The following is a 19942-nucleotide window of genomic DNA, read 5'->3' on the forward strand; positions in this document are numbered from 1 at the left end:
GTCGGCGAGCGGTCACCGGACGTCGGCCAGGGCCACGACCATCGTCACCAGCGCCGCGAGGTCCTGCTGCGAACGGGCGGCGTCGGGCGAGGTGACGTGCTGCAGGATCAGCCCGTCGACGCCGGCCACGACCAGCCGGGCGAGCTGGTCGCACGGCACGGCCGGAGTCTCGCCGGCAGTGGCGGTCGCCTCCTCGCACCAGGCGGTCACGACGGAGGTGTAGCGCTCGTACTGCCGCCGGGCCAGCTGTTGCTGGCCGTCGCTGCGCAGCGCATAGCTGGTCAGCTCGTACTGCATCAGCTGCAGTCCCCAGTGCTCCCCCACCAGGCGGGACCAGAAGCTCATCAGTCCCTCGCGCAGCGCGTGGGCGAGCCCGCCGGTGGTCGTCGCCGACTCCCGCAGGACCGCGGCGATCTCGTCGCCGAGGTCCTCGATGACGGCGGCGAGCAGCTGCGCCTTGGAGGGGAAGACGTACTGCAGCGTCCCCAGGGGTACGCCGGCCTCGGCGGCGACCGCGCGCAGCGACGTACCGGCGACACCGTCGCGGGCCAGGGCGGTGCGCGCCGCGGCCACGAACTGCTCGCGGCGTACGGCGGCCTCGACGTAGGGCATGCGTCCCCCATTTCGGTCAGATGACCGAAAGTCTGGCACATCCCCTTGCCACGGCGGGAGGAGCGGTCTACCGTCTCAGTCAGTCAACTGACTGAATTGGAGCGTGATGGTGATGAGGACGATCGTGATCGGCGCCGGGATGGCCGGCCTCGCCGCGGCGCGGGAACTGCAGCACCAGGGCGGCGAGGTCACCGTCCTCGAGGCCCGCGACCGCGTCGGCGGGCGGATGGAGGGCGGCCAGATCGCCGGGCACCCGATCGAGCTGGGCGGCACCTGGATCGGGGAGGGCCATGCGGCCATGTACGGGCTGGTCGACGAGCTCGGCCTGCGCACCTTCCGCACCTTCAACGACGACGGCGAGCTGCTGCTCCAGCTCCACGGCAAGCAGGTCCGGCTGCCGAGCCACAAGGGCGCGACACCCCGGCTCAACCCGTTCGCGCTCGCCGACCTGGTCCAGGGACTTCTGCGCTACGACCGCCTGGTGCGCGGCGTCGACCCGGTCCGGCCCTGGACCCACCGCCGCGCCGACGTACTCGACGGCCAGACCATGGAGACCTGGGTACGCCGCAACCTGCGCACCCCGAGCGGCCGCGCCTACTTCCGCATCGTGACCGAGGCGCTCTTCAGCGCCGACACCAGCGACATCTCCCTGCTCCACGCGCTGACCTACACCGCCGGCAACGGCGACCTGGAGACCCTCGTCTCCGTCGACCGGGGCGCCCAGCAGGACCGCGTCGTCGGCGGCTCGGTCCTCATCCCCGAAGGCATGGCCGCCGACCTGGACGTGCGTCTCGACAGCCCGGTCGCCGGCATCGTCCACGACGACACCGGGGTCCGGGTGACCACCCGTGACGGCGAGGTGCACGAGGCGGACCGCGTCATCGTCGCCGTGCCGCCCACGCTGGCCGGGCGCCTCGACTACGACCCGGTGCTCCCGGCCTGGCGCGACCAGCTCACGCAGCGCGTCCCGGCCGGCACCGTGATCAAGGCCTTCGCCGCCTACCCCACCCCGTTTTGGCGCGAGGCCGGGCTCAACGGCCAGGCCATCTCCGAGACCGGACCGGTCAAGGTCACCTTCGACGTCTCGCCCCCCGGCGGCGAGGTCGGCATCCTCATCGGCTTCATCGAGGGCGGCGACGGCCGGCGCTGGCAGCGGCTGCCCGAGGCCGAGCGACGCCGCACGGTGCTGGAGTGCTTCACCCGCTACGTCGGCGACGCGGCGGCCGAGCCGACGGCGTACGTCGAGAAGGACTGGACCGCCGAGGAGTTCTCCCGCGGGTGCTACGGCGCGCACTTCGGGCCGGGCGTGTGGACCAGCTACGGCGACGTGCTGCGCGAGCCGGTGGGCCGGATCCACTGGGCCGGCGCGGAGTACGCCACCGAGTTCGTCGGCTACATGGAGGGCGCGGTCCGTTCAGGCCGCGCGACCGCACGCGAGGTCCTCGCGGCCGGCCAGGTGGCCTAGAAGGTCTCGGCGTTGACCTCGCGCACCCAGTCGCCCTTGATGGCCCGCCACTGCTCGTCGTCCAGGCCGCGCCGCCAGTACGGCGAGCAGGACAGGTGGTCGAGGTCGACGATCCGCTCGCGGAGCAGGACGCGGCGTACGGCGCGGGTCTCGGCGGCCTCACCGTGCACGAAGGCGCTCACCACGCCGTCGGGGCGCGGCAGGGCGGCGACCGTGTCGGCCAGCAGGTCGGCGAGCGCCTCGTCGGTGTGCGCGCGGTCGGCCCGGTGGACCCAGTGGACGGCCAGGTCGCCGGGCGAGGTCAGCTCGACCTCGCCGGCGGCGTCCTCCACCTCGACGACCACCGTCACCGGCTTGCCCGCGGGCGCCCACTCCGCGCACACCGCGATCGCCGGGAGCGCGCTCTCGTCGCCGACGAAGAGGTAGCCGTCGGCGTCCGGGTCGGGCAGGTAGCCGTCGGCCGGGCCGCGGAACTGCAGCCGGTCACCCGGCTCGGCGTGCAGGGCCCAGCGGCCGGCGTACCCGACGTCGCCGTGGGCGGCGATGTCCAGCGTCAGCTCACCGCGCTCGGCGTCCCAGCCCCGCACCGTGATCCGGCGCGGGAAGGGCCGCTGGTCGCGCGGCAGCTCGCGCACCTGCGCGTCGTCGAACGGGACGTCGTACGCCGCCGCTGCCGGCAGGAAGGAGCAGTTGACGTAGGCGTCGGCCGTGACCGGCGCGGCGAACCCGTCCAGCCCGGGACCGCCGAGCACCACCCGGACCAGCTGGGGCGTGAGCTGCTCGGTCCTGACCACTTCTCCGTACATCTGCGTCCTTCCGCGCTCGGGGCCGTCCGGCCGTCCTGGGCTCAGTGTTCCCCCACCGGGTCGAGGGCGGGCTCGGTGGCCCCCTGCTCGGGCCGCGCGGACCCGCCGCCGCGACCGCGCCAGGCGCCCAGCGCCAGGTCGACGGCCAGGAAGAGCGCCAGGCTGACGCCCCACACCGGCAGGAACCAGCCCAGCCCGACGGCGACCACGGCGACGCCGGCGACGGCCGGCGCCGGCAGCGCACGCCACGCTCCCCGCTGCGGCGGCCGGCCGAAGCGGAAGCCTGCATCGCGGGTGGGGCGACGCTGCCACCACATCCGGTAGCCGAGCACCGTCATCGCGATGATGCCCGCCGCCAGCAGCGCCAGCCCGACCTGGCTCCAGATGCCGAACAGCAGCCCCATGTGCAGGTCGATGCCCCAGCGGGCCAGCTTGGCCACGAACGGGTGGTCGGCGAAGCGCACCACGTCGACCACCTGGCCCGTGGCCGGGTCGACCGAGAGCGCGTCGGCCTGCGTCGGCCACGACTTGTCCAGCTCCGTGACCACCCAGGCGCCGTGCTCGCCGACCGGCGCGACGATCTCGACCTCGGCGTCCACCTCGAGCGCGGCCGCGATGGTCCGCACCTCCTGGAAGGTGGTCGGGTACGACGCGAGGTCGCCCGGCGTGCCCGCTCCGCCGCCGTGGCCGGCGTGACCGTCATGGGCGCCCGCGGCGCCGTCGTCGCCGGAGAGGTCGGACACCGGCGTCGGGCTGTTCCAGCTCATCGCCGTGCGCAGCTCGCTGACGTTCGTGCCGGCGTACTGCGACCAGGTGAGGCCGGTCGCCGACAGCATCAGCATGCCCAGCACCAGCCAGGTGCCCAACGCCCCGTGCCAGGTGAGCGTACGCCGCCGCGCACTCCTGCCGGCCGCGCTGCGGGGGTCGAGCCGCTCGGCGGCCCACTGCCGCAGCGAGCGTCCGCGGCGTCGGCCGCTCCACCACAGGGCGAGGCCGGCCAAGGCGATCACCCACAGCCACGACGCCGCGAGCTCGGAGTAGATCCGGCCCGGGTCGCCCAGGTGGAGTCCGCGGTGCAGCTCGTCGATCCAGATCCGGAAGGGCAGCGACCCGCTGGAGCCGTAGGAGGTGAGTGCCCCGTGGACGTCGCCCTCGACGGGGTCGACGAAGACGGCGAGCCGACGCGAGTCCTCGGTGCGGCCGTCGTCGAACAGCACCTGCGTCGTCCGCCCCTCCTCCGGCGCGGGACGCACCGCGAGGACGGACAGGTCCGGCTGCGTGGCCTGCGCGGCGGCGACCTGCTCGTCCAGCGGCAGCGTGTCGCCGCGGGCCTCGGTGGTGAGCTCGTCGGCGTACACGACCTGCTCTAGCGGGGGGCTGATCGCATACAGCAGACCACTGGCCGCGGCGACGATGATGAACGGCGCCACGAAGATGCCCGCGTAGAAGTGGAGTCGGGTGAGCAGGGGTCGCACGCTCGTCATGGGAGCCTTCCTCGTCGGTCGCCGGCGCGGCACCGGACCACGGGTGGCCGCGCGCACATGGAGAAGGTCCGCGCTCGGGCCCGTTTGGTTCCCGCTGTGTGGAGGATTGCTGCCACGGGGTGACAGCGATCCGCCACACAGGTGGTGCCGACGGGGGACCTACGATCGGGGCATGCGCGTGGTGTCCCTGCTGCCCTCGGCGACCGAGATCCTCTTCGGGCTCGGCGCCGGCGACGACGTGGTCGGCGTGACCTTCGAGTGCGACCACCCGCCCGAGGCCCGCACCCGGCCGATCGTGTCCACCTCGGCGATGCCGGAGGGGCTCTCGCCGGCCGAGATCGACACCTTCGTCGCCGAGGCACTCGCCCGGGGCGAGGACCTCTACCACCTCGACGCCGACGCCTTGACCGGACTGGGCTCGGACCTCGTCGTCACCCAGGACCTGTGCGAGGTCTGCGCCCTCGACACCGACGACGTGACCGAGGCGCTGGACTTCCTCGGCTGCCGCGCCGACGTGCTCACCGTCGACCCTGCCACGATCAGCGAGATCCTCGACTCCGTGCTGCTGCTCGGCGAGCAGGTCGAGCGCGAGGAGGAAGCCGAGCAGTGGGTCGCCGACCTGCGCGGCCGCCTCGACGCCGTCGCCGCAGACGTCGCCGACCGGGAACGTCCGCGGGTGCTGGTGCTGGAGTGGACCGACCCGCCGTTCGCGCCCGGCCACTGGATCCCGGAGATGGTCACGCTCGCCGGTGGGGACCCGGTGCTGGGCACCGCGGGCGAGAAGTCCTTCCGCACCACGTGGGAACAGGCCGTCGCCACCGAGCCCGACCTCGTGATCTGCGCGCCGTGCGGCTACGACCTCGAGGCCGCCACCGACCTCGCCGGCCAGGTGCTCGAGCACTTCCCCGACGTCCCCGTCTGGGCCGTCGACGCCAACGCCTCCTTCGCCCGCCCGGGCCCCCGCGTCGTCGACGGAGTCGAGGCCCTCGCCGCGATCTGCCACCCCGAGGTCCGCGGAACGCCGGCACCCACCGCCGCGCGCGACGTACGCGCCTGACTGCGGCTCGTCGGCCGAGCCGCCGTCGTTGGTCGAGCCTGTCGAGACCCCGGTCGGTCGAGCCGCCGCCGTTGGTGAGCCGCCGCCGTTGGTCGAGCCTGTCGAGACCCGTCCAGCCTTTTCTCGCGCTGCCCTTGTGTGGAGCGCCGCGCCGCGTCACACTCGGTAGAAACCTCAACAAATACCTACATTTGTTGTTCAAGTTTCAGGAGGCAGACATGAGCAGGAACGGCATCAGCCCGGACGGGCCGACCGGCGAGGTGGTGGACTGGACCGAGCTCGGGCAGCGCATGTGGTCCTTCCTCACCGGGCGTGAGGCGGCGATCAACTACCGCTTCGAGGAGTTCGAGGTCGAGGTCCCGCGCGACACCGGCAGCGACTCGCCCCGTGCGGTGTGGAAGCTCAACGGCACACTGCAGGTCACCACCGACGACAACGCGTCGCGCTGATCAGGGCGACCACCGTGTCGACGGCACTGCGCTTCACCGCTGACCTGCACCTGGAGGTGGCCCGGCCGGGCAAGGAGCCGGTCCACGCCCACCTGCACGGGTCCGGCCCCGACCTCCTCCTCACCGTGGACGATCCCGGCGCGTTCGCCGGGACCCGCGACGCCGGCGCCATCCGCGCGGTCGCCGACGCCCTGGCAGCCCAGGGCCTCCGCCTCCGCGTCGTGGACGAGCAGCAGGAGCTGGTCACGCTCGGCGACGTGAAGACGCGGTGGTGGCAGCGTCGGCTCACCCGGTCGCGCCACATCCGGGTCCAGGGCCTGCGGGGCCTGTGGGAGCCCGGGCGGCGTCGCCTCCAGCGCCGCGAGGAGTCGGTGCTCCCCGACGCACGGCTCATGCCTCCCGGCACACTGCTCCCGCTGGCGCCGACCTTCCTCCGGCGTCCGCGGCGGCCCATCACCACCACCCACGACCCGCACCGCGGCGGCCACCCCCGACTGGTCCTCACCGGTCGCGCCGACAGCGGGCAGGCGCTGCAGTGGGACGTCTTCGACCTCGCCGACGGCACCACCACCATCGGCTCGGACGAGTCCAGCGACATCCGCCTCGCGGGCGTCGCCGGCGAGCACGCCGTGGTCGTGCACGACGAGCGCGACGAGCTCGTCATCCACTCCCGCGACGGTGGTGTCTTCGTGCACGGCCGGGCGGTGGACCAGCAGATGCTCCGGTCCGGTGCCCGCGTGCAGGTCGGGGAGTGGCTGCTGACCTACATGCGCGACGAGTACGCCGACCACGGGCGCCCCTACGGCGGCCGCCTCGGTGGCGAGATCGGCTACCAGCGTCCCCAGCCGCCGCCGAGCAACTGGGAGTCGACCGGCGGGACCGACCCCGCCCGCTGACCGGCCGAGCAGCCGGCCCACAGATCCGTCCTCTGGCTCCGCCAATCCCCCTTGAGGCGGGGTCAGAGGACGCCGGCGACGGCGTCGCTCAGCTGCTGCCACGCGAGCCAGGCGAAGAGCACCGCGCACAGGCCCATGGCGACGTTGGAGGAGATCCGGTTGCGCCAGCCGGCCGGCGTACGTGCCGTGTTGAGCAGCCACAGCAGCGTGATGGCGAGGAACGGCATGAAGAGCGCGCCGAGCACGCCGTAGGCCAGGATCAGCCAGACCGGCCGGCCGAGCAGCAGGAGCACGATCGGCGGGAAGGTCAGCCACAGGATGTAGGCCTTGTACCAAGGACCGCCGATGCGGGTCTGCGGGTGGTCGTGGTCGAAGCCCCGCGCCTGGCCGACGAAGTCGGCGAACATCATCGAGACGCCGTTCCACACGCCGATCAGCGAGGACATCGCTGCCGACCAGAAGCCGACGAGGAAGACCGTGCCGGCCCACGTGCCGTAGCGGGCCTGCAGCACCTCGGAGAGGTCGAGCAGTCCCTCGTCGCCGGTCTCCACCGCGATGCCCGCGGAGTAGAGCAGCTCGGCGCCGACGATGAGGGTGGCGATGACGAAGATGCCGGTGACGGTGTAGGCGACGATGTTGTCCAGGCGCATCAGCCGCATGTGCTCGGGCCGGTGCCAGCCCTTCTCCCGGACCCAGTAGCCGTACGCCGCGAGCGTGATGGTGCCGCCGACGCCGCCGGCGACCGAGAGCACGTTGACCAGGCCGCCGTCGGGGATGCGCGGCACGAGGCCCGCGACCAGGTCGGGCAGGTTCGGGGTGGTCAGCGCGGCGGCGAGCACGACGGTGACGAACATGATGCCGACCAGGACGGCGCAGACCCGCTCGAGAAGCTTGTAGTGGCCGACCCACACCACGGCGGCGCCGATCAGCGCCGACAGGATCCCCCAGGTCGTGACCGAGAGGGCGGGGAAGAGGGAGGCCAGCGGCAGGCCGGTGCCGGCCATCGCGGCGGCGCCGTACACGATGCCCCACACGACGATGTAGGGGCCGAAGTACCAGGAGGTCCAGCGGCCCAGGCTCGCCCAGCCCTCGTAGATGGTGCGGCCGGTGGCGAGCGTGAAGCGGCCCGCGCCCTCGACCAGCACGATCTTGAGGATGCAGCCGATGACCACCGCCCACAGCAGGGCGTAGCCGAACTTCTGGCCGGCGATCACGGTGGCCACCAGGTCGGCGGCACCGACACCGGTCGCGGCGACGATCAGCCCGGGGCCGATGGGGGTCCAGCGTTTGGTGCTGACCTGGTCGGTGGGCGTGGAGGAACGGTCGGTCACGGGACACCTCGCCGAGTCGGGGTGGGATCTGCTGGGCCGCGGCCCGCCGATCATCGTCGCACGGCGATGTGGATCAGCCCATCAGGTGCCGCACGGCCTCCCGCTGATGGGCGAGGAACCAGGCGTTCACCAGGTACCACCACGCACCGACCAACCCCAGGTGCAGCGCACCGAGGACGTAGAAGACGAGCGGGTGCGGCACGACCGGCATCAGGCCGACCGTGAGCACCGCGCCTGCAGCGACGAAGAGCACGGCGACGGAGCCGAGCACGTGGGCATGGCGCAGCGCCCACTCACGCCGTTGCCGCCGCAGCTCGTGCGCCGGACAGGAGATGACCCTCCCCATCAGTTGCCTCCCCGAGTCATGTGGTGGGATTCAACACCCCCGACGGCGCGACCGTCCGCGGATTCGCCGAATCAACGGTGGCGACTTCCCGCGCCACCGAGCACCGCGCGGTAGCCCTCCCGGAAGGTCGGGTGGGCGAAGGTGAATCCGGTGTCGCGCAGGCGGTCGTTGCGGCAGCGCTTGCCGGCGCTGCGGGCCGGTTCGTCGACCTCGACCGGGCCGGGCACCCCGAGCTCGGCGGCGAGGAACTCCATCACCGCACGGCGTTCGGCCGGCTCGTCGTCGACACCGAGGTAGCGGGGCCCCGGGGCCTCGACCTGCGTCGCGAGGTGCACCAGCGCCGCCGCGGCATCGTCGCGGTGGATGCGGTTGGTCCACTGTGGCGTGGGACCGACCGTGGCGCGGCCATCGCGGACCTGCGAGATCAACCGGTCACGCCCCGGGCCGTAGAGGCCGCCCAGCCGCAGCACCGTGCCACGACCCGCGCGGGCCAGGAACCGCTCCTCGGCCTCCAGCACCACCCGCGCCGTGTCCGTCGGCGGGCTGACCACGGTGTCCTCGTCGACCCAGCGGCCGTCGGAGGCGTCGTACACCGAGGTCGAGGAGACCAGCAGGATCCGCGGATCCGCCCCGGCCTGCTCGACCGCGTCCAGCACGTGGTCGACGGCGTCGACGTACGCGCGGCGGTAGCCGGCCTCGGTGCGCTCGTCGGCGCTGGTCGCGACGACCACGATCTCGGTGTCGGCGGGGAACGACGGCCGTTCGCGGGCCAGGTCGACCGCCTGCCCGAGGATCGGCTCGGGCAGGTGCGCCGGCGTACGCCGCATCCCGACCACGGTCCGTCCGGTCGCCGCGAACCGCAGCGCGGTCTCCGTGCCGAGGTCGCCGCATCCGGCCATCACCACCGTCATGCCACCCACGCTACGGGGGCCGCGACGGCGCACCTCACCAGCGGTAGTCGAGGAACTTGCCGTCGAAGGTGACCACCACCCGGTCCCCGTCGGGGTGGGCACGCCGGCCGAAGGAGACGTTGAAGTTGATCGCACTCATGATGCCGTCGCCGAACTCCTCGTGGAGCAGCTCCTTCAGCGCCGGGCCGTAGACCATCAGCGCCTCCTGGAAGCGGTAGATCGTCGGGTCCTGCAGCGCGGCCGGGTCGATGCCCCGGGTCGGCTGGGTCTGCAGCGACTCGGCGACGTCCTCGTCGAGCCCGAGCAGCTCGCACGCGGCCGCGGCCTGCGCGGCACTCATCGGGTGCTGGCCCAGCAGCGCAGCGGTCGTCCACACGACGGGTTCGCCGACCTTCTCGGCCAACGTCGTCCAGGAGGTGTCGGTGCGGATCCGGGCACTGCGCACGAGCTCGGTCGCCTGCTGTCGATCCATGATGGGTTCCATGGCCCGCACGATGCCCCGATCGGCGGCCGGGCGCCGCCCCCGAGGAGGCTCCGCGGGCAGTTGTCACGCACTCTTCACGCCGTCCCAGCCGCGGAAACACCGTCGTGATCCGGTGCGCCCGGACCCCGTGAGGCGGTGAGGACAACGTGATGCAGCTCGACCTCTCGGCGTCACCACGGGGCAACACCCGGCGCGGAGGATGGGTCGTCGTACCGAGCGCCCGCAACGACACCCCTCCAGGAGATCCCCGATGTCCTACGTGGCCCCGCCCGACTTCGTGAAGCAGATGGTGGACGCCGGCGAGAAGAAGGCGTTCATGTCGACCCGCGACACCTTCATCCGCGCCTACATGGCCGGAGCGATCCTCGCCCTCGCCGCCGCCTTCGCCGTGACCATCACCGTGCAGACCGGTGAGCCGCTCGCCGGGGCGGTGCTCTTCCCGGTCGGCTTCTGCATGCTCTACCTGATGGGCTTCGACCTGCTCACGGGCGTCTTCACGCTCGTGCCGCTGGCCGTGCTCGACAAGCGCCGGGGCGTCACCTGGCGCTCGATGCTGCGCAACTGGGGGTGGGTCTTCCTCGGCAACCTCGCCGGCGCGATGACCACCGCCCTGTTCATGGCGATCATCTTCACCTACGGCTTCTCCACCAGCCCCAACGAAGTCGGCCAGGCCATCGGCTCCATCGGCGAGGGCCGCACCGTCGGCTACGCCGACTACGGCGCCGCCGGCATGCTGACGCTCTTCATCCGCGGCGTGCTGTGCAACTGGATGGTCTCGACCGGCGTCGTGGGCGCCATGATGTCCAACAGCGTGCCCGGCAAGGTCATCGCGATGTGGATGCCGATCATGCTGTTCTTCTACATGGGGTTCGAGCACTCGATCGTCAACATGTTCCTCTTCCCCTCCGGCCTCATGCTCGGCGGCGAGTTCACCATCGGTGACTACCTGGTCTGGAACGAGATCCCGACCGTGGTGGGCAACCTCGTCGGTGGCCTCACCTTCGTCGGCCTGATGCTCTACGCCACCCACGGCCGTACGGCGCCGGAGCGCCCGCGGCCCGCGGACACCGCCGGTTCCGTCGGGTCCGACCGGACCGAGGAGGCGGCCCCGGTGGGCGCCGCGCACTGACGTGCTCCCACCAGATCGCCCGGGACCGGCACTGGTCCCGGGCGATCGTGCGTGCGGTGGTCGAGGTCAGTACGCCGCGCTCACGCCGGCACCTCCGCGCCGCCGGAGCCGTGGGGCAGCACGCGGCGCAGGATGTCGGCCATCGTCACCACGCCGACCAGCCGGTCACCGTCCATGACCGCCGCCAGCTGCTCGCCGCCGTCGCGCAGCTGGGCGAGCGCCTCGTGCACCGGCGTCTCGCGCGCCAGCCGGAGCGGGTCGCGGGCGAGGTCGGCCGCCGCACGGTCGTCGGGCTCGAGCAGGGTGTCGCGCACGTGCACCACCCGCGGCGCCCCCGGACCGTCGTCGTGCAGCAGGATCCGCAGGTGCCCCGACCGCACCGAGGCGGCGCGTACGTCGGCCACGGTCGCCGACGTCGCGACCGCGGTCGGGCGCACCCCGGCGGGGACGAGGCTGGCGACCTCGAGGGACTCCAGGTCGATGGCGCGGGCGATCTGCTCGCGGAAGGTCGGCTCGAGCACGCCCGCCTCCGCCGAGTGCTCGACGAGGTGCCGGATGGTGGCGGCGTCGTACCCGGCGACGCCGGCGCGGTCGACCGGTTCCACGCCGCTGGCCGCCACGAGGCGGTTGGCGAGGGTGTTGATCCAGCCCAGCAGCGGACGGAACGCCCAGATGAAGGCACGCGCGGGCAGCGCGATGGCCGACGCCGACAGCTCGGGGTGGGCGATCGCCCACGACTTCGGCGCCATCTCGCCGACCACGAGGTGCAGGAAGGTCACGACCAGCAGCGCGAGGCCGAAGGCGACGCCGTCGGCGACCCAGCCGGGCATGCCGATCGTGGCGATGGCCGGTTCGAGCCAATGGTGCACGGCCGGCTTGGTGATCGCACCGAGCGCGAGGGTGCAGGCGGTGATGCCGAGTTGGGCGCCGGCGAGCATGACGGTCAGCTCGTTCATCGACCGCAGCGCGGCACGGGCGGACCGGCTCGTGGCGGCGGACTCCTCCAGCCGGTGGCGCCGGGCGCCGAGCAGGGAGAACTCGACGACGACGAAGAGCGCACTGAGCACGATGATCGCGGCGGTGGCGACGGCCACGGTGACGGGGTGTTCCATCAGTCCACCTCCTCCTGGTCGTCGGCGGTCGCGGGTTGCTCGGTGAGGTGGAGCCGGAGCCGGGACGGCACGTGCCGCTCGACGGCGACCACCTCGGCCACCAGCGTGCGGGGCGTGGGTTCGTCCTCGGCCAGCTCGGCCGGGTCCTGCGGCAGCTCGACCTCGACCTGCTCGCCCTCCTCGAGGAGGTCGCCGCGGACGTCGAGCAGCAGCCCGGTGATGGTCTCGTAGTCCCCGGCGGGCAGGTCGTGGCCGATGGCGCGCTCGACCTCGTCGACCGGGACGTCGCCGTCGACGACCCAGGTGTGCTCGTCCTCGGCGACGACGGTCGGCGGTGCCTCGTGGTCGTGCTCGTCGGTGACCTCGCCGATGAGTTCCTCGGCCATGTCCTCGACGGTGAGGACGCCGGCCAGGCCGCCGTACTCGTCGATGACGCAGGCCAGCTCGGTGCGGGCCTCGACGAGCTGGTCGAGCGCGTCGGGCAGCGCCATCGCGGTCGGCACCAGCACCGGTTCGCGCATCAGCTGCTCGGCGGGGGCCTCGTCGGGGAGGTCGCTGGCGAGCAGGTCGGCGAGCTCGACCAGCCCGACGGCCACGCCGTCGTCATCCACGACGGGGTAGCGGGTGTGCTCGACGGCCATCCGCTCGCGGACCTCCGCGATCGTCGTACTGCTGTGGACGGTGCCGACCTGGGAGTGCGGCACCATCGCGTGCTCGACGTCCTGGTCGGGGAAGTCGAGGATCCGGTCGAGCAGCATCGACAGCTCCTCGGGCAGGTCGCCGCTCTCACGGGAGTCGGCGACGATGTGCTCGAGGTCCTGCGGGGTGGCGGTGGAGTCGACGTCGTGGACCGGCTCGATGCGGACCAGCTTGAGCAGCGCGTTGGCGGCGTGGTCGAAGACGGTGATGAGCCAGCCGAACGCCGCGAGGTAGATCTGCGTGGACCGGGCCAGGCCGCGGGCCATCGGCTCGGCGTTGGCGATCGCCAGGTTCTTGGGATAGAGCTCCCCGACGATCATCTGCACGATCGTCGAGACCGCGAGGGCGGTGATGGTGCCGACCGAGACGCCGACCGCGGTGGGGACGCCGACGCCGCCGAGGAGCTCGCCGAGGGCGCTGCCGACGAGCGGCTCGGCGACGTACCCGATGAGCAGGCCGGTGACGGTGATGCCGAGCTGGGCGCCCGAGAGCATGAACGAGGTGCGGTCGGTGATCGCGAGCGCACGCCGTGCCGTGGCGTCACCGGCGTCGGCGCTCGCGCCGAGGCGGGAGCGGTCCACCGACATGTAGGCGAACTCCTGGGCCACGAAGTAGCCGTTCGCCGCGATGATGGTCAGGATCGCGAGGATCCCGACGAGCAGCATGAGCACCGTCATCGCCGCGCCTCCTGCGGTGCGGACCCGCTGCCGGGGCGCGGGATCAGGTCAGTGCGTGGGCGGCGCGACGCCACCCAGGGTCTGTCGTACTCCATCCGAGGACAGCAGCCCTTCCTTGGTCCGGTGGTCGCCGCCACGGTGGCGGGAGCATCAGCGTACGTGAGCGACACCAGCCGGCCGTCCACGACGTCCCCGGTCCCCGGCGGCCGTGGGGCGGGCCTCACGTGGTGACGGCCGCCGTACGCCGGTACTAGGCTCGTGCGTCTCGTCTCGGGAAGGACGCCATGGACGACTCGATCATCACCGTCATCCCACCGCTGCTGGCGATCACGCTCGTGATCGCCACCCGGCAGGTGGTGCTGAGTCTCGGGCTCGGCGTGCTCAGTGCTGCGTTCATCGTGGCCGACTACGCCCCGCTGGGGACGCTGGAGCTGGTGTGGGCCTCGTTCGCGGAGCTGTTCTGGGTCGACGGGGCGGTCAACACCGGCAAGGTCTACATCCTGCTCTTCACCCTGGCGCTGGGCGTGATCGCCTCGGTGATCCTGATGAGCGGCGGCAGCTCGGCGTTCTCCGAGTGGGCGTCGCGGCGGGTGCGGAGCCGTCGGGGTGCGCAGGGGATGGCCGGCGGGCTGGGGCTGGCGATCTTCATCGACGACTACTTCAACGCCCTCGCGGTGGGCCAGGTGGCCCGCCCGGTCACCGACCGGATGCACGTGGCGCGCGCCAAGCTGGCCTACCTGATCGACTCGACGTCGGCGCCGGTGGCGGTGCTGGCGCCGTTCTCGAGCTGGGGCGCCTACATCATCACGCTGATGAGCCCGATCATCGCCGAGGCGGCGCTGGACCGCAGCGACGTCGAGGTCTTCGTCCTCTCGGCGGGGCACAACTACTACGCGATCGCGGCGCTGCTCACCGTCGGCCTGGTGGTCGCGTTGCAGCTGGACCTGGGGCCGATGCGGCGGGAGGAGCGTCGCGCGATCGCCGAGGGCGAGACCTTCGACAGCGCCGAGACGGTGCCGGGTGAGCTCACTGAGGACCTGCCGATGCACGAGCCCGGCCACAAGCGGGCGCTGGTGGTGCCGTTCGTCGCGCTGGTCGTCGGCGTGGTCGGTGGCATGGTGTGGAGCGGCGGCACCGCCGAGGGCTCGTCGTGGTCGGTGCTGGACGTGCTCGCCAACGCCGACGTGACGCTGGCGCTGATCATCGGCGCCGCGCTGGGTCTGGTGTCCGCGTTCTACTACTACTTCCGCTACACCACGCCCGACGAGGACTTCGACCGCGGCGTGCTGGGCCGGGGCACGTGGAACGGCGTGACCTCGATGCTGCCGGCGGTCTACATCCTGGTGCTGGCGTGGATGCTCGGGGCGCTGATCGAGTCCCTCGGCACCGGCGACTACCTGGCCGGGCTCGTCGAGGACGCCGGCATCGCGGCGGCGTGGCTGGTGCCCGTGATGTTCGTGCTGGCCGGCGCGATGGCGTTCTCGACCGGCACGTCGTGGGGCAGCTTCGCGATCCTGCTGCCGATCGCCGGTGCCCTGATGACCTCGGTCGGTGAACCCGAGCTGCTGATCCCCGCCTTCGGGGCGGTGCTCGCCGGGTCGGTCTTCGGCGACCACTGCTCGCCGATCTCGGACACGACGATCCTGTCCTCGACCGGCGCCAGCTGCAACGTCATCACCCACGTCACTACCCAGCTGCCCTACGCGTTGGCCGGAGCTGCCGCGGCGACCATCGGGTACGTCGTACTCGCTGCGACCGGGAGCGGCCTGCTCGGTCTAGCCGGCACGGTGGTGGCGCTGGCGTTGGCCGCCCTCGCCGCGAACTCCTGGCTCAAGCGGCTCGAGGACGAGATCGCCGACCCGGCGCCGCTGGCCAGCGACTCGCGCTGACCCCGCGGCACCGCGTCGGCGTTCCTGTCGGGGCCGGTCGGCTCAGGAGCCGGCCGGTACGTCGCCCCGCCAGCTGCCGGTGGCCTGCCCACGGTTCTCGATGAACTCCTTGAACCGCTCGAGGTCCTTCTCCACCTGCCGGTCGTCGGCATTGACCGCCGACCCGACCTTCTCGGCGACGCCGGAGGCGTCCCAGTCGATCTGGACCATGACGCGGCTCTTGTCGTCGTCGAGGTGGTGGAAGGTGACCACGCCGGCGTGCTCGGCGTCACCGTCGACGCTCGTCCACGCGATGCGCTGGTCGGGGTGCTGCTCGGTGATCTCGGTGTCGAACTCGCGCTCGACGCCGACGATGTCGGTGACCCAGTGGCTGCGCTTCTCGTCGACCTTAGTGATCGACTCCACGCCTCCCATGAACTCCGGGAAGCTCTCGAACTGCGTCCACTGGTTGTAGGCGGTGCTCACCGGCACGTCCACGTCGATGGACTTCTGGACCTGGCCCATGATCTGGCTCCCTTCGATCGGTGGGGACGACTCGTCGTCCCGGTCGACCGTCCGGTAACCGATTCGGGCGAAACCAAACCTCGTCGGGCTCCGCCGCGCACGCGGACGTACCGAACGGCAGCAATCGCGGGCCATGAGCGCGTCAGGAGGTCCGATCCCAGCCGTTCGGTACGTTCCTGTGCGCTGACCGGAGAGTGCTCGAAACGATAAGGGAACCGCAGTGCGACGTGCGGTTCCGCGTGGTGGAGCCTAGGGGACTCGAACCCCTAACCCCCTGCTTGCAAAGCAGGTGCGCTACCAATTGCGCCAAGGCCCCTTGGGTGGGTCAGGAGTGGGGCAGCGAGTCGGTCGCCTCGGACCAGAGGGCCTGCTCGGCCTTGGACTCCTGGAGCTTCTTGTTCGCGAACGCCGCGCCGGCCGCAGCGAGGACGAGAAGGACGACCTTCTTGATCACCTGTGACCTCCGGTGGTCTCGAGAGTGGGCCTAACTGGACTTGAACCAGTGACCTCTGTCTTATCAGGACAGCGCTCTAACCGTCTGAGCTATAGGCCCTCGTGTGGTGTGAACCAAGCCGGAACACTACCCGACCGTCGAGGGGACGGACAAAACGGGTTGGGGGTCTCGACACGCCGCCTCGGCCCTCGGCGGCGGCTCGACCACCAAGGGTCAGTCGACGTCCTCGGAGAGGGTGACCTCGACGCCGCCCAGGAGGGCGGCGGCCATGTTGTAGAGGAAGGCCGACAGGGTCGCTGCCGCGGTGATGAGTACGACGTCCACCGCGGCGACCAGCATCGTGAAGCCGAGCACGCGGGAGGTGCCGACGTAGTCCTCGACCTGGAAGGAGGAGATGTCGTCGCCGCCGATGCCGGACTGGACCGTCTCGTTGATCGAGTCCCACACGCCGGCGGCGCCCAGCACCTGCCAGACCATGCCGACCGCGACCACGGTCACGACCGCGAAGGCGATCGAGAGCAGGAACGCGGTCTTCATCACCGACCACGGGTCGATCCGGGTCAGCCGGAGCCGCGCACGACGCGGGCCGCGCTTGGGGGCAGGGGCCGTCTGGGTCACCGGCGAGGCGGACTTCTCCCCGCGCTCGCCACCCACCTGGCTCGCCGCCTTCTTCGCCGCGTCCAGCGTGGACTTGGCCGCCGCCGCGAACGACTGCTTGGCCGGCTTGTCCTGCTGCTCCGAGCCCGAGTCGGCCTGCTTCGCCGCGTCGGAATTCTTGGCAGGCTCGGGCTTCTGCTGCTTGCCCGAGCTCGCTGACTTCTCGGTCGAGGTCTCCTCGGTCACCCGCGGGATGCCGGCGACCTTGGTCTTCTCCGCGTCGGTCTCCTCCGAGACCTCGCCACGGGAATCCGTGTGACGATCAGTCATCAGTCCTCACTCTCCCCGGGGTCAGCCGCGGGTTCGGTCGGCTCGATTGTGGCACCCGAACCCTGATCCGCCGATTCGACCGCTCCCTCGACGCCTGCCTCGGCGGGCTCGGCGCCCTCCTCGGCAGCGGCTTCCTCCGCCTCCTCCTCGGCGGCGGTGGTCTCCACCGAGCGGGCCACCAGCGCGACCGCGTCGCCCGACTTGGGCGTCACGAACTTCACGCCCTGCGTCGCACGGCCCGTGGGCCGGAAGTCCTCGTTGATCGGGCTGCGCACGACCTGGCCCGACTGGGTGATCGAGAGCACCTCGTCGCCGTCCTCGACGATGAAGGCACCCACCAGACCGCCCCGGTCGGCGTTGGTCAGCGTCATCGCCTTGATGCCGAGGCCACCGCGTCCCTGGAGGCGGTACTCGTTGATGCGGCTGCGCTTGGCGAAGCCGCCGTCGGTCATGGAGAAGACGTACTGCGCCTTGACGGTCTCGACGTCGACCTCACTCGCCTCGACGTCGGCGGACTCGTCGTCCTCGGCCGCCAGGCCGGCAGCCTCCTCGGCCGCGACCTGCGAGGCCCGGATCACCGACAGCGACAGCAGCGAGTCGTCCTCGCGGAACTTCATGCCCGTGACACCCGACGTCGCCCGCCCCATCGGCCGCAGCTGCTGGTCGTCGGCGCGGAAGCGGATCGCCTGCCCCTTGTGGGATACCAGCAGGATGTCGTCGTCGCCGGAGACCAGCTCGGCACCGATCAGCTCGTCGTCGTCCTCGCGGAAGTTGATCGCGATGACGCCGGCCTGCCGCGGCGAGTTGTAGTCACCCAGCCGGGTCTTCTTCACCAGCCCGTTGCGGGTGGCGAGCACCAAGTAGGGCTCCTGGTCGTAGTCGCGGATCGCCAGCACCTGCGCGATCTGCTCGTCGGGCTGGAAGGAGAGCAGGCCCGCCACGTGGCCGCCCTTGGCGTCACGGGTCGCCTCGGGCAGGTTGTAGGCCTTCGTGCGGTAGACGCGCCCCTGGTCGGTGAAGAACAGCAGCCAGTGGTGGTTGGACGTGGCGATGAAGTGCCGCACCACGTCGTCGCCGCGCAGTGCCGCGCCGCGCACGCCCTTGCCGCCGCGCTTCTGCGTGCGGTAGTGGCTGGCCAGCGTCCGCTTGGCGTAGCCGCCGCGGGTGATGGAGACGACCAGGTCCTCGTCGGGGATCAGGTCCTCCATGGAGAGGTCGCCGTCGGCGGCGATGATCTGCGTACGCCGCTCGTCGCCGTACTTCTCCAGGATCTCGTCGAGCTCCTCGGCGATGATCCGGCGCTGCCGCTCGGGGCGGGCCAGGATGTCCTCGAGGTCGGCGATGATCTCCTCCAGCTCGGCGAGCCGGTCCATGATCTTCTGCCGCTCCAGGGCCGCCAGGCGCCGCAGCTGCATCTCCAGGATCGCGTTGGCCTGGAGCTCGTCGATGTCGAGCAGCTGCATCAGGCCGGTGCGGGCCTCGTCGACGTCGGGCGAGCGCCGGATCAGGGCGATCACCTCGTCGAGCATGTCCAGCGCCTTGGCGAGGCCGCGGTAGATGTGGGCCTCGCGCTGGTACTTCGCCAGCCGGTAGCGCGTCCGGCGCTGGATGACGTCGATCTGGTGGTCGACCCAGTGGCTGATGAACTGGTCGATGGTCAGCGTGCGGGGCACGCCGTCGACCAGCGCGAGCATGTTGCAGCTGAAGTTGGTCTGCAGCTCGGTGTGCTTGAGCAGGTTGTTGAGCACCACCCGCGCGACCGCGTCGCGCTTGAGCACCACGACCAGCCGCTGGCCGGTGCGCGAGGAGGTGTCGTCGCGCACGTCGCTGATGCCCTGCACCTTGCCGGAGTCGGCCAGCTCGGCGATCTTCAGCGCCAGGTTGTCCGGGTTGACCATGTAGGGCAGCTCGGTGATGACCAGGCAGGTGCGGCCCTTGGCGTCCTCGTCGACCTCGATCACCGCGCGCTGGGTGATCGAGCCGCGGCCGGTGCGGTAGGCCTGCTCGATGCCCTCGCGGCCGACGATCAGCGCCGCGTTGGGGAAGTCGGGGCCCTTGATGCGCTCCATGAGCGCCTCGAGCAGCTCCTCGCGCGAGGCGTCGGGGTGCTCCAGCGCCCACTTCGCGCCGGCCGCCACCTCGCGCAGGTTGTGCGGCGGGATCGAGGTGGCCATGCCGACCGCGATGCCCGAGGAGCCGTTGACCAGCAGGTTCGGGAAGCGCGCCGGCAGGATCGACGGCTCCTCGGACCGGCCGTCGTAGTTGGGCACGAAGTCGACGGTGTCCTCGTCGATGTCGCGCACCATCTCCATCGCCAGCGGCGCCATGCGGCACTCGGTGTACCGCATGGCCGCGGCGGGGTCGTTGCCCGGCGAGCCGAAGTTGCCCTGGCCGTGGATCAGCGGCGCCCGCATCACCCAGGTCTGCGCCAAGCGGACCAGGGTGTCGTAGATCGCGGAGTCGCCGTGCGGGTGGTACTGACCCATCACGTCACCGACGACGCGGCTGCACTTGGAGTAGCCGCGGTCGGGACGGTAGCCACCGTCGTACATCGCGTAGAGCACGCGCCGGTGCACCGGCTTGAGCCCGTCGCGTACGTCGGGCAGCGCGCGCCCGACGATGACGGCCATCGCGTAGTCGATGTAGGAGCGCTTCATCGACTCCTGCAGGTCGACCGCTTCGATCCGGCCGGTGGGGCCCTCGGGCGTGG

At 71.6% G+C, this 19942-nt stretch carries 19 protein-coding genes and 2 tRNA genes; 6 read left to right on the top strand and 15 right to left on the bottom strand.

Going from position 1 to position 19942, the window contains the following annotated elements:
- Positions 1 to 12: 12 nt before the first annotated feature.
- Positions 13 to 612 carry a TetR/AcrR family transcriptional regulator gene (locus KUV85_RS13035; protein WP_219960328.1) on the bottom strand — a complete coding sequence of 200 codons (600 nt, stop codon included), beginning with the start codon at positions 610 to 612 and terminating at the stop codon, positions 13 to 15.
- Positions 613 to 724: 112 nt separating this feature from the next.
- On the opposite strand from KUV85_RS13035, the gene KUV85_RS13040 reads away from it, so the two are divergent.
- Complete coding sequence (locus KUV85_RS13040; RefSeq protein WP_219960329.1) at positions 725 to 2077, top strand: flavin monoamine oxidase family protein; 1353 nt, start codon at positions 725 to 727, stop codon at positions 2075 to 2077.
- Here the strand turns inward: KUV85_RS13040 and KUV85_RS13045 are convergent.
- Both KUV85_RS13045 and KUV85_RS13050 read right to left on the bottom strand, forming a co-directional pair.
- Entirely contained in the window at positions 2074 to 2883 is an 810-nt protein-coding gene (locus tag KUV85_RS13045) for a siderophore-interacting protein (RefSeq protein WP_219960330.1), read from the bottom strand. The genes KUV85_RS13040 and KUV85_RS13045 overlap by 4 nt on opposite strands.
- 41 nt (positions 2884 to 2924) lie before the next feature.
- A complete protein-coding gene (locus KUV85_RS13050; RefSeq protein ID WP_219960331.1) occupies positions 2925 to 4367 on the bottom strand; it encodes a PepSY-associated TM helix domain-containing protein in 1443 nt (480 codons plus the stop codon).
- A gap of 172 nt (positions 4368 to 4539) precedes the next feature.
- Between KUV85_RS13050 and KUV85_RS13055 the strand changes: the two genes are divergently transcribed.
- The 3 genes from KUV85_RS13055 (at position 4540) to KUV85_RS13065 (ending at position 6769) form a co-directional block, all read left to right on the top strand.
- Positions 4540 to 5424 (top strand): cobalamin-binding protein, encoded by an 885-nt coding sequence (locus tag KUV85_RS13055; protein WP_219960332.1) that lies wholly within the window; start codon positions 4540 to 4542, stop codon positions 5422 to 5424.
- Between the two features lie 218 nt (positions 5425 to 5642).
- Positions 5643 to 5873 carry a hypothetical protein gene (locus KUV85_RS13060; protein WP_219960333.1) on the top strand — a complete coding sequence of 77 codons (231 nt, stop codon included), beginning with the start codon at positions 5643 to 5645 and terminating at the stop codon, positions 5871 to 5873.
- Positions 5874 to 5887: 14 nt separating this feature from the next.
- Positions 5888 to 6769 (top strand): FHA domain-containing protein, encoded by an 882-nt coding sequence (locus KUV85_RS13065; protein ID WP_219960334.1) that lies wholly within the window; start codon positions 5888 to 5890, stop codon positions 6767 to 6769.
- A 62-nt stretch (positions 6770 to 6831) separates the two neighbouring features.
- Here KUV85_RS13065 and KUV85_RS13070 read toward each other — a convergent pair whose 3' ends face one another.
- The 4 genes from KUV85_RS13070 to cynS all read right to left on the bottom strand — a co-directional run bounded on the left by KUV85_RS13070 (position 6832) and on the right by cynS (position 9841).
- Entirely contained in the window at positions 6832 to 8100 is a 1269-nt protein-coding gene (locus KUV85_RS13070) for an Nramp family divalent metal transporter (protein WP_219960335.1), read from the bottom strand.
- Between the two features lie 73 nt (positions 8101 to 8173).
- Positions 8174 to 8446 (bottom strand): hypothetical protein, encoded by a 273-nt coding sequence (locus tag KUV85_RS13075; protein WP_219960336.1) that lies wholly within the window; start codon positions 8444 to 8446, stop codon positions 8174 to 8176.
- Between the two features lie 71 nt (positions 8447 to 8517).
- Positions 8518 to 9357 carry an SDR family oxidoreductase gene (locus tag KUV85_RS13080; protein ID WP_219960337.1) on the bottom strand — a complete coding sequence of 280 codons (840 nt, stop codon included), beginning with the start codon at positions 9355 to 9357 and terminating at the stop codon, positions 8518 to 8520.
- Positions 9358 to 9391: 34 nt separating this feature from the next.
- Entirely contained in the window at positions 9392 to 9841 is a 450-nt protein-coding gene (gene cynS / locus KUV85_RS13085) for a cyanase (RefSeq protein ID WP_219960338.1), read from the bottom strand.
- Positions 9842 to 10091: 250 nt separating this feature from the next.
- Between cynS and KUV85_RS13090 the strand changes: the two genes are divergently transcribed.
- Entirely contained in the window at positions 10092 to 10970 is an 879-nt protein-coding gene (locus tag KUV85_RS13090; protein WP_219960339.1) for a formate/nitrite transporter family protein, read from the top strand.
- A gap of 80 nt (positions 10971 to 11050) precedes the next feature.
- Here the strand turns inward: KUV85_RS13090 and KUV85_RS13095 are convergent, their stop codons facing one another.
- Together KUV85_RS13095 and KUV85_RS13100 are read right to left on the bottom strand one after the other, a co-directional pair.
- Entirely contained in the window at positions 11051 to 12082 is a 1032-nt protein-coding gene (locus KUV85_RS13095; protein ID WP_219960340.1) for a CNNM domain-containing protein, read from the bottom strand.
- The gene (locus KUV85_RS13100; protein ID WP_219960341.1) at positions 12082 to 13458 is read right to left on the bottom strand and encodes a hemolysin family protein; all 1377 of its coding nucleotides are present in this window, start codon (positions 13456 to 13458) and stop codon (positions 12082 to 12084) included. Before KUV85_RS13100 ends, KUV85_RS13095 begins: the two co-directional genes overlap by 1 nt.
- A gap of 284 nt (positions 13459 to 13742) precedes the next feature.
- Here KUV85_RS13100 and KUV85_RS13105 point away from each other — a divergent pair, with 284 nt between their 5' ends.
- A complete protein-coding gene (locus tag KUV85_RS13105; RefSeq protein ID WP_219960342.1) occupies positions 13743 to 15347 on the top strand; it encodes a Na+/H+ antiporter NhaC family protein in 1605 nt (534 codons plus the stop codon).
- Between the two features lie 42 nt (positions 15348 to 15389).
- On the opposite strand, the gene KUV85_RS13110 is transcribed toward KUV85_RS13105, so the two are convergent.
- The 6 genes from KUV85_RS13110 to gyrA all read right to left on the bottom strand — a co-directional run bounded on the left by KUV85_RS13110 (position 15390) and on the right by gyrA (position 19889).
- Complete coding sequence (locus KUV85_RS13110; protein ID WP_219960343.1) at positions 15390 to 15851, bottom strand: SRPBCC family protein; 462 nt, start codon at positions 15849 to 15851, stop codon at positions 15390 to 15392.
- Between the two features lie 240 nt (positions 15852 to 16091).
- Positions 16092 to 16167 (bottom strand) — tRNA-Ala (locus tag KUV85_RS13115).
- A 9-nt stretch (positions 16168 to 16176) separates the two neighbouring features.
- Positions 16177 to 16305, bottom strand: a complete 129-nt coding sequence (locus KUV85_RS13120) for a DLW-39 family protein (protein ID WP_219960344.1) — start codon at positions 16303 to 16305, stop codon at positions 16177 to 16179.
- 25 nt (positions 16306 to 16330) lie between these two features.
- Positions 16331 to 16404: transfer RNA gene (locus KUV85_RS13125), tRNA-Ile, on the bottom strand.
- A 114-nt stretch (positions 16405 to 16518) separates the two neighbouring features.
- Positions 16519 to 17232, bottom strand: a complete 714-nt coding sequence (locus KUV85_RS13130; RefSeq protein ID WP_219960345.1) for a DUF3566 domain-containing protein — start codon at positions 17230 to 17232, stop codon at positions 16519 to 16521.
- Complete coding sequence (gene gyrA / locus KUV85_RS13135; RefSeq protein WP_237690291.1) at positions 17232 to 19889, bottom strand: DNA gyrase subunit A; 2658 nt, start codon at positions 19887 to 19889, stop codon at positions 17232 to 17234. The genes KUV85_RS13130 and gyrA overlap by 1 nt, the downstream gene beginning before the upstream one ends.
- Between the last annotated feature and the right edge of the window lie 53 nt (positions 19890 to 19942).

The sequence above is a fragment of the Nocardioides panacisoli genome (assembly GCF_019448235.1).
Lineage (GTDB): Bacteria > Actinomycetota > Actinomycetes > Propionibacteriales > Nocardioidaceae > Nocardioides > Nocardioides panacisoli_A.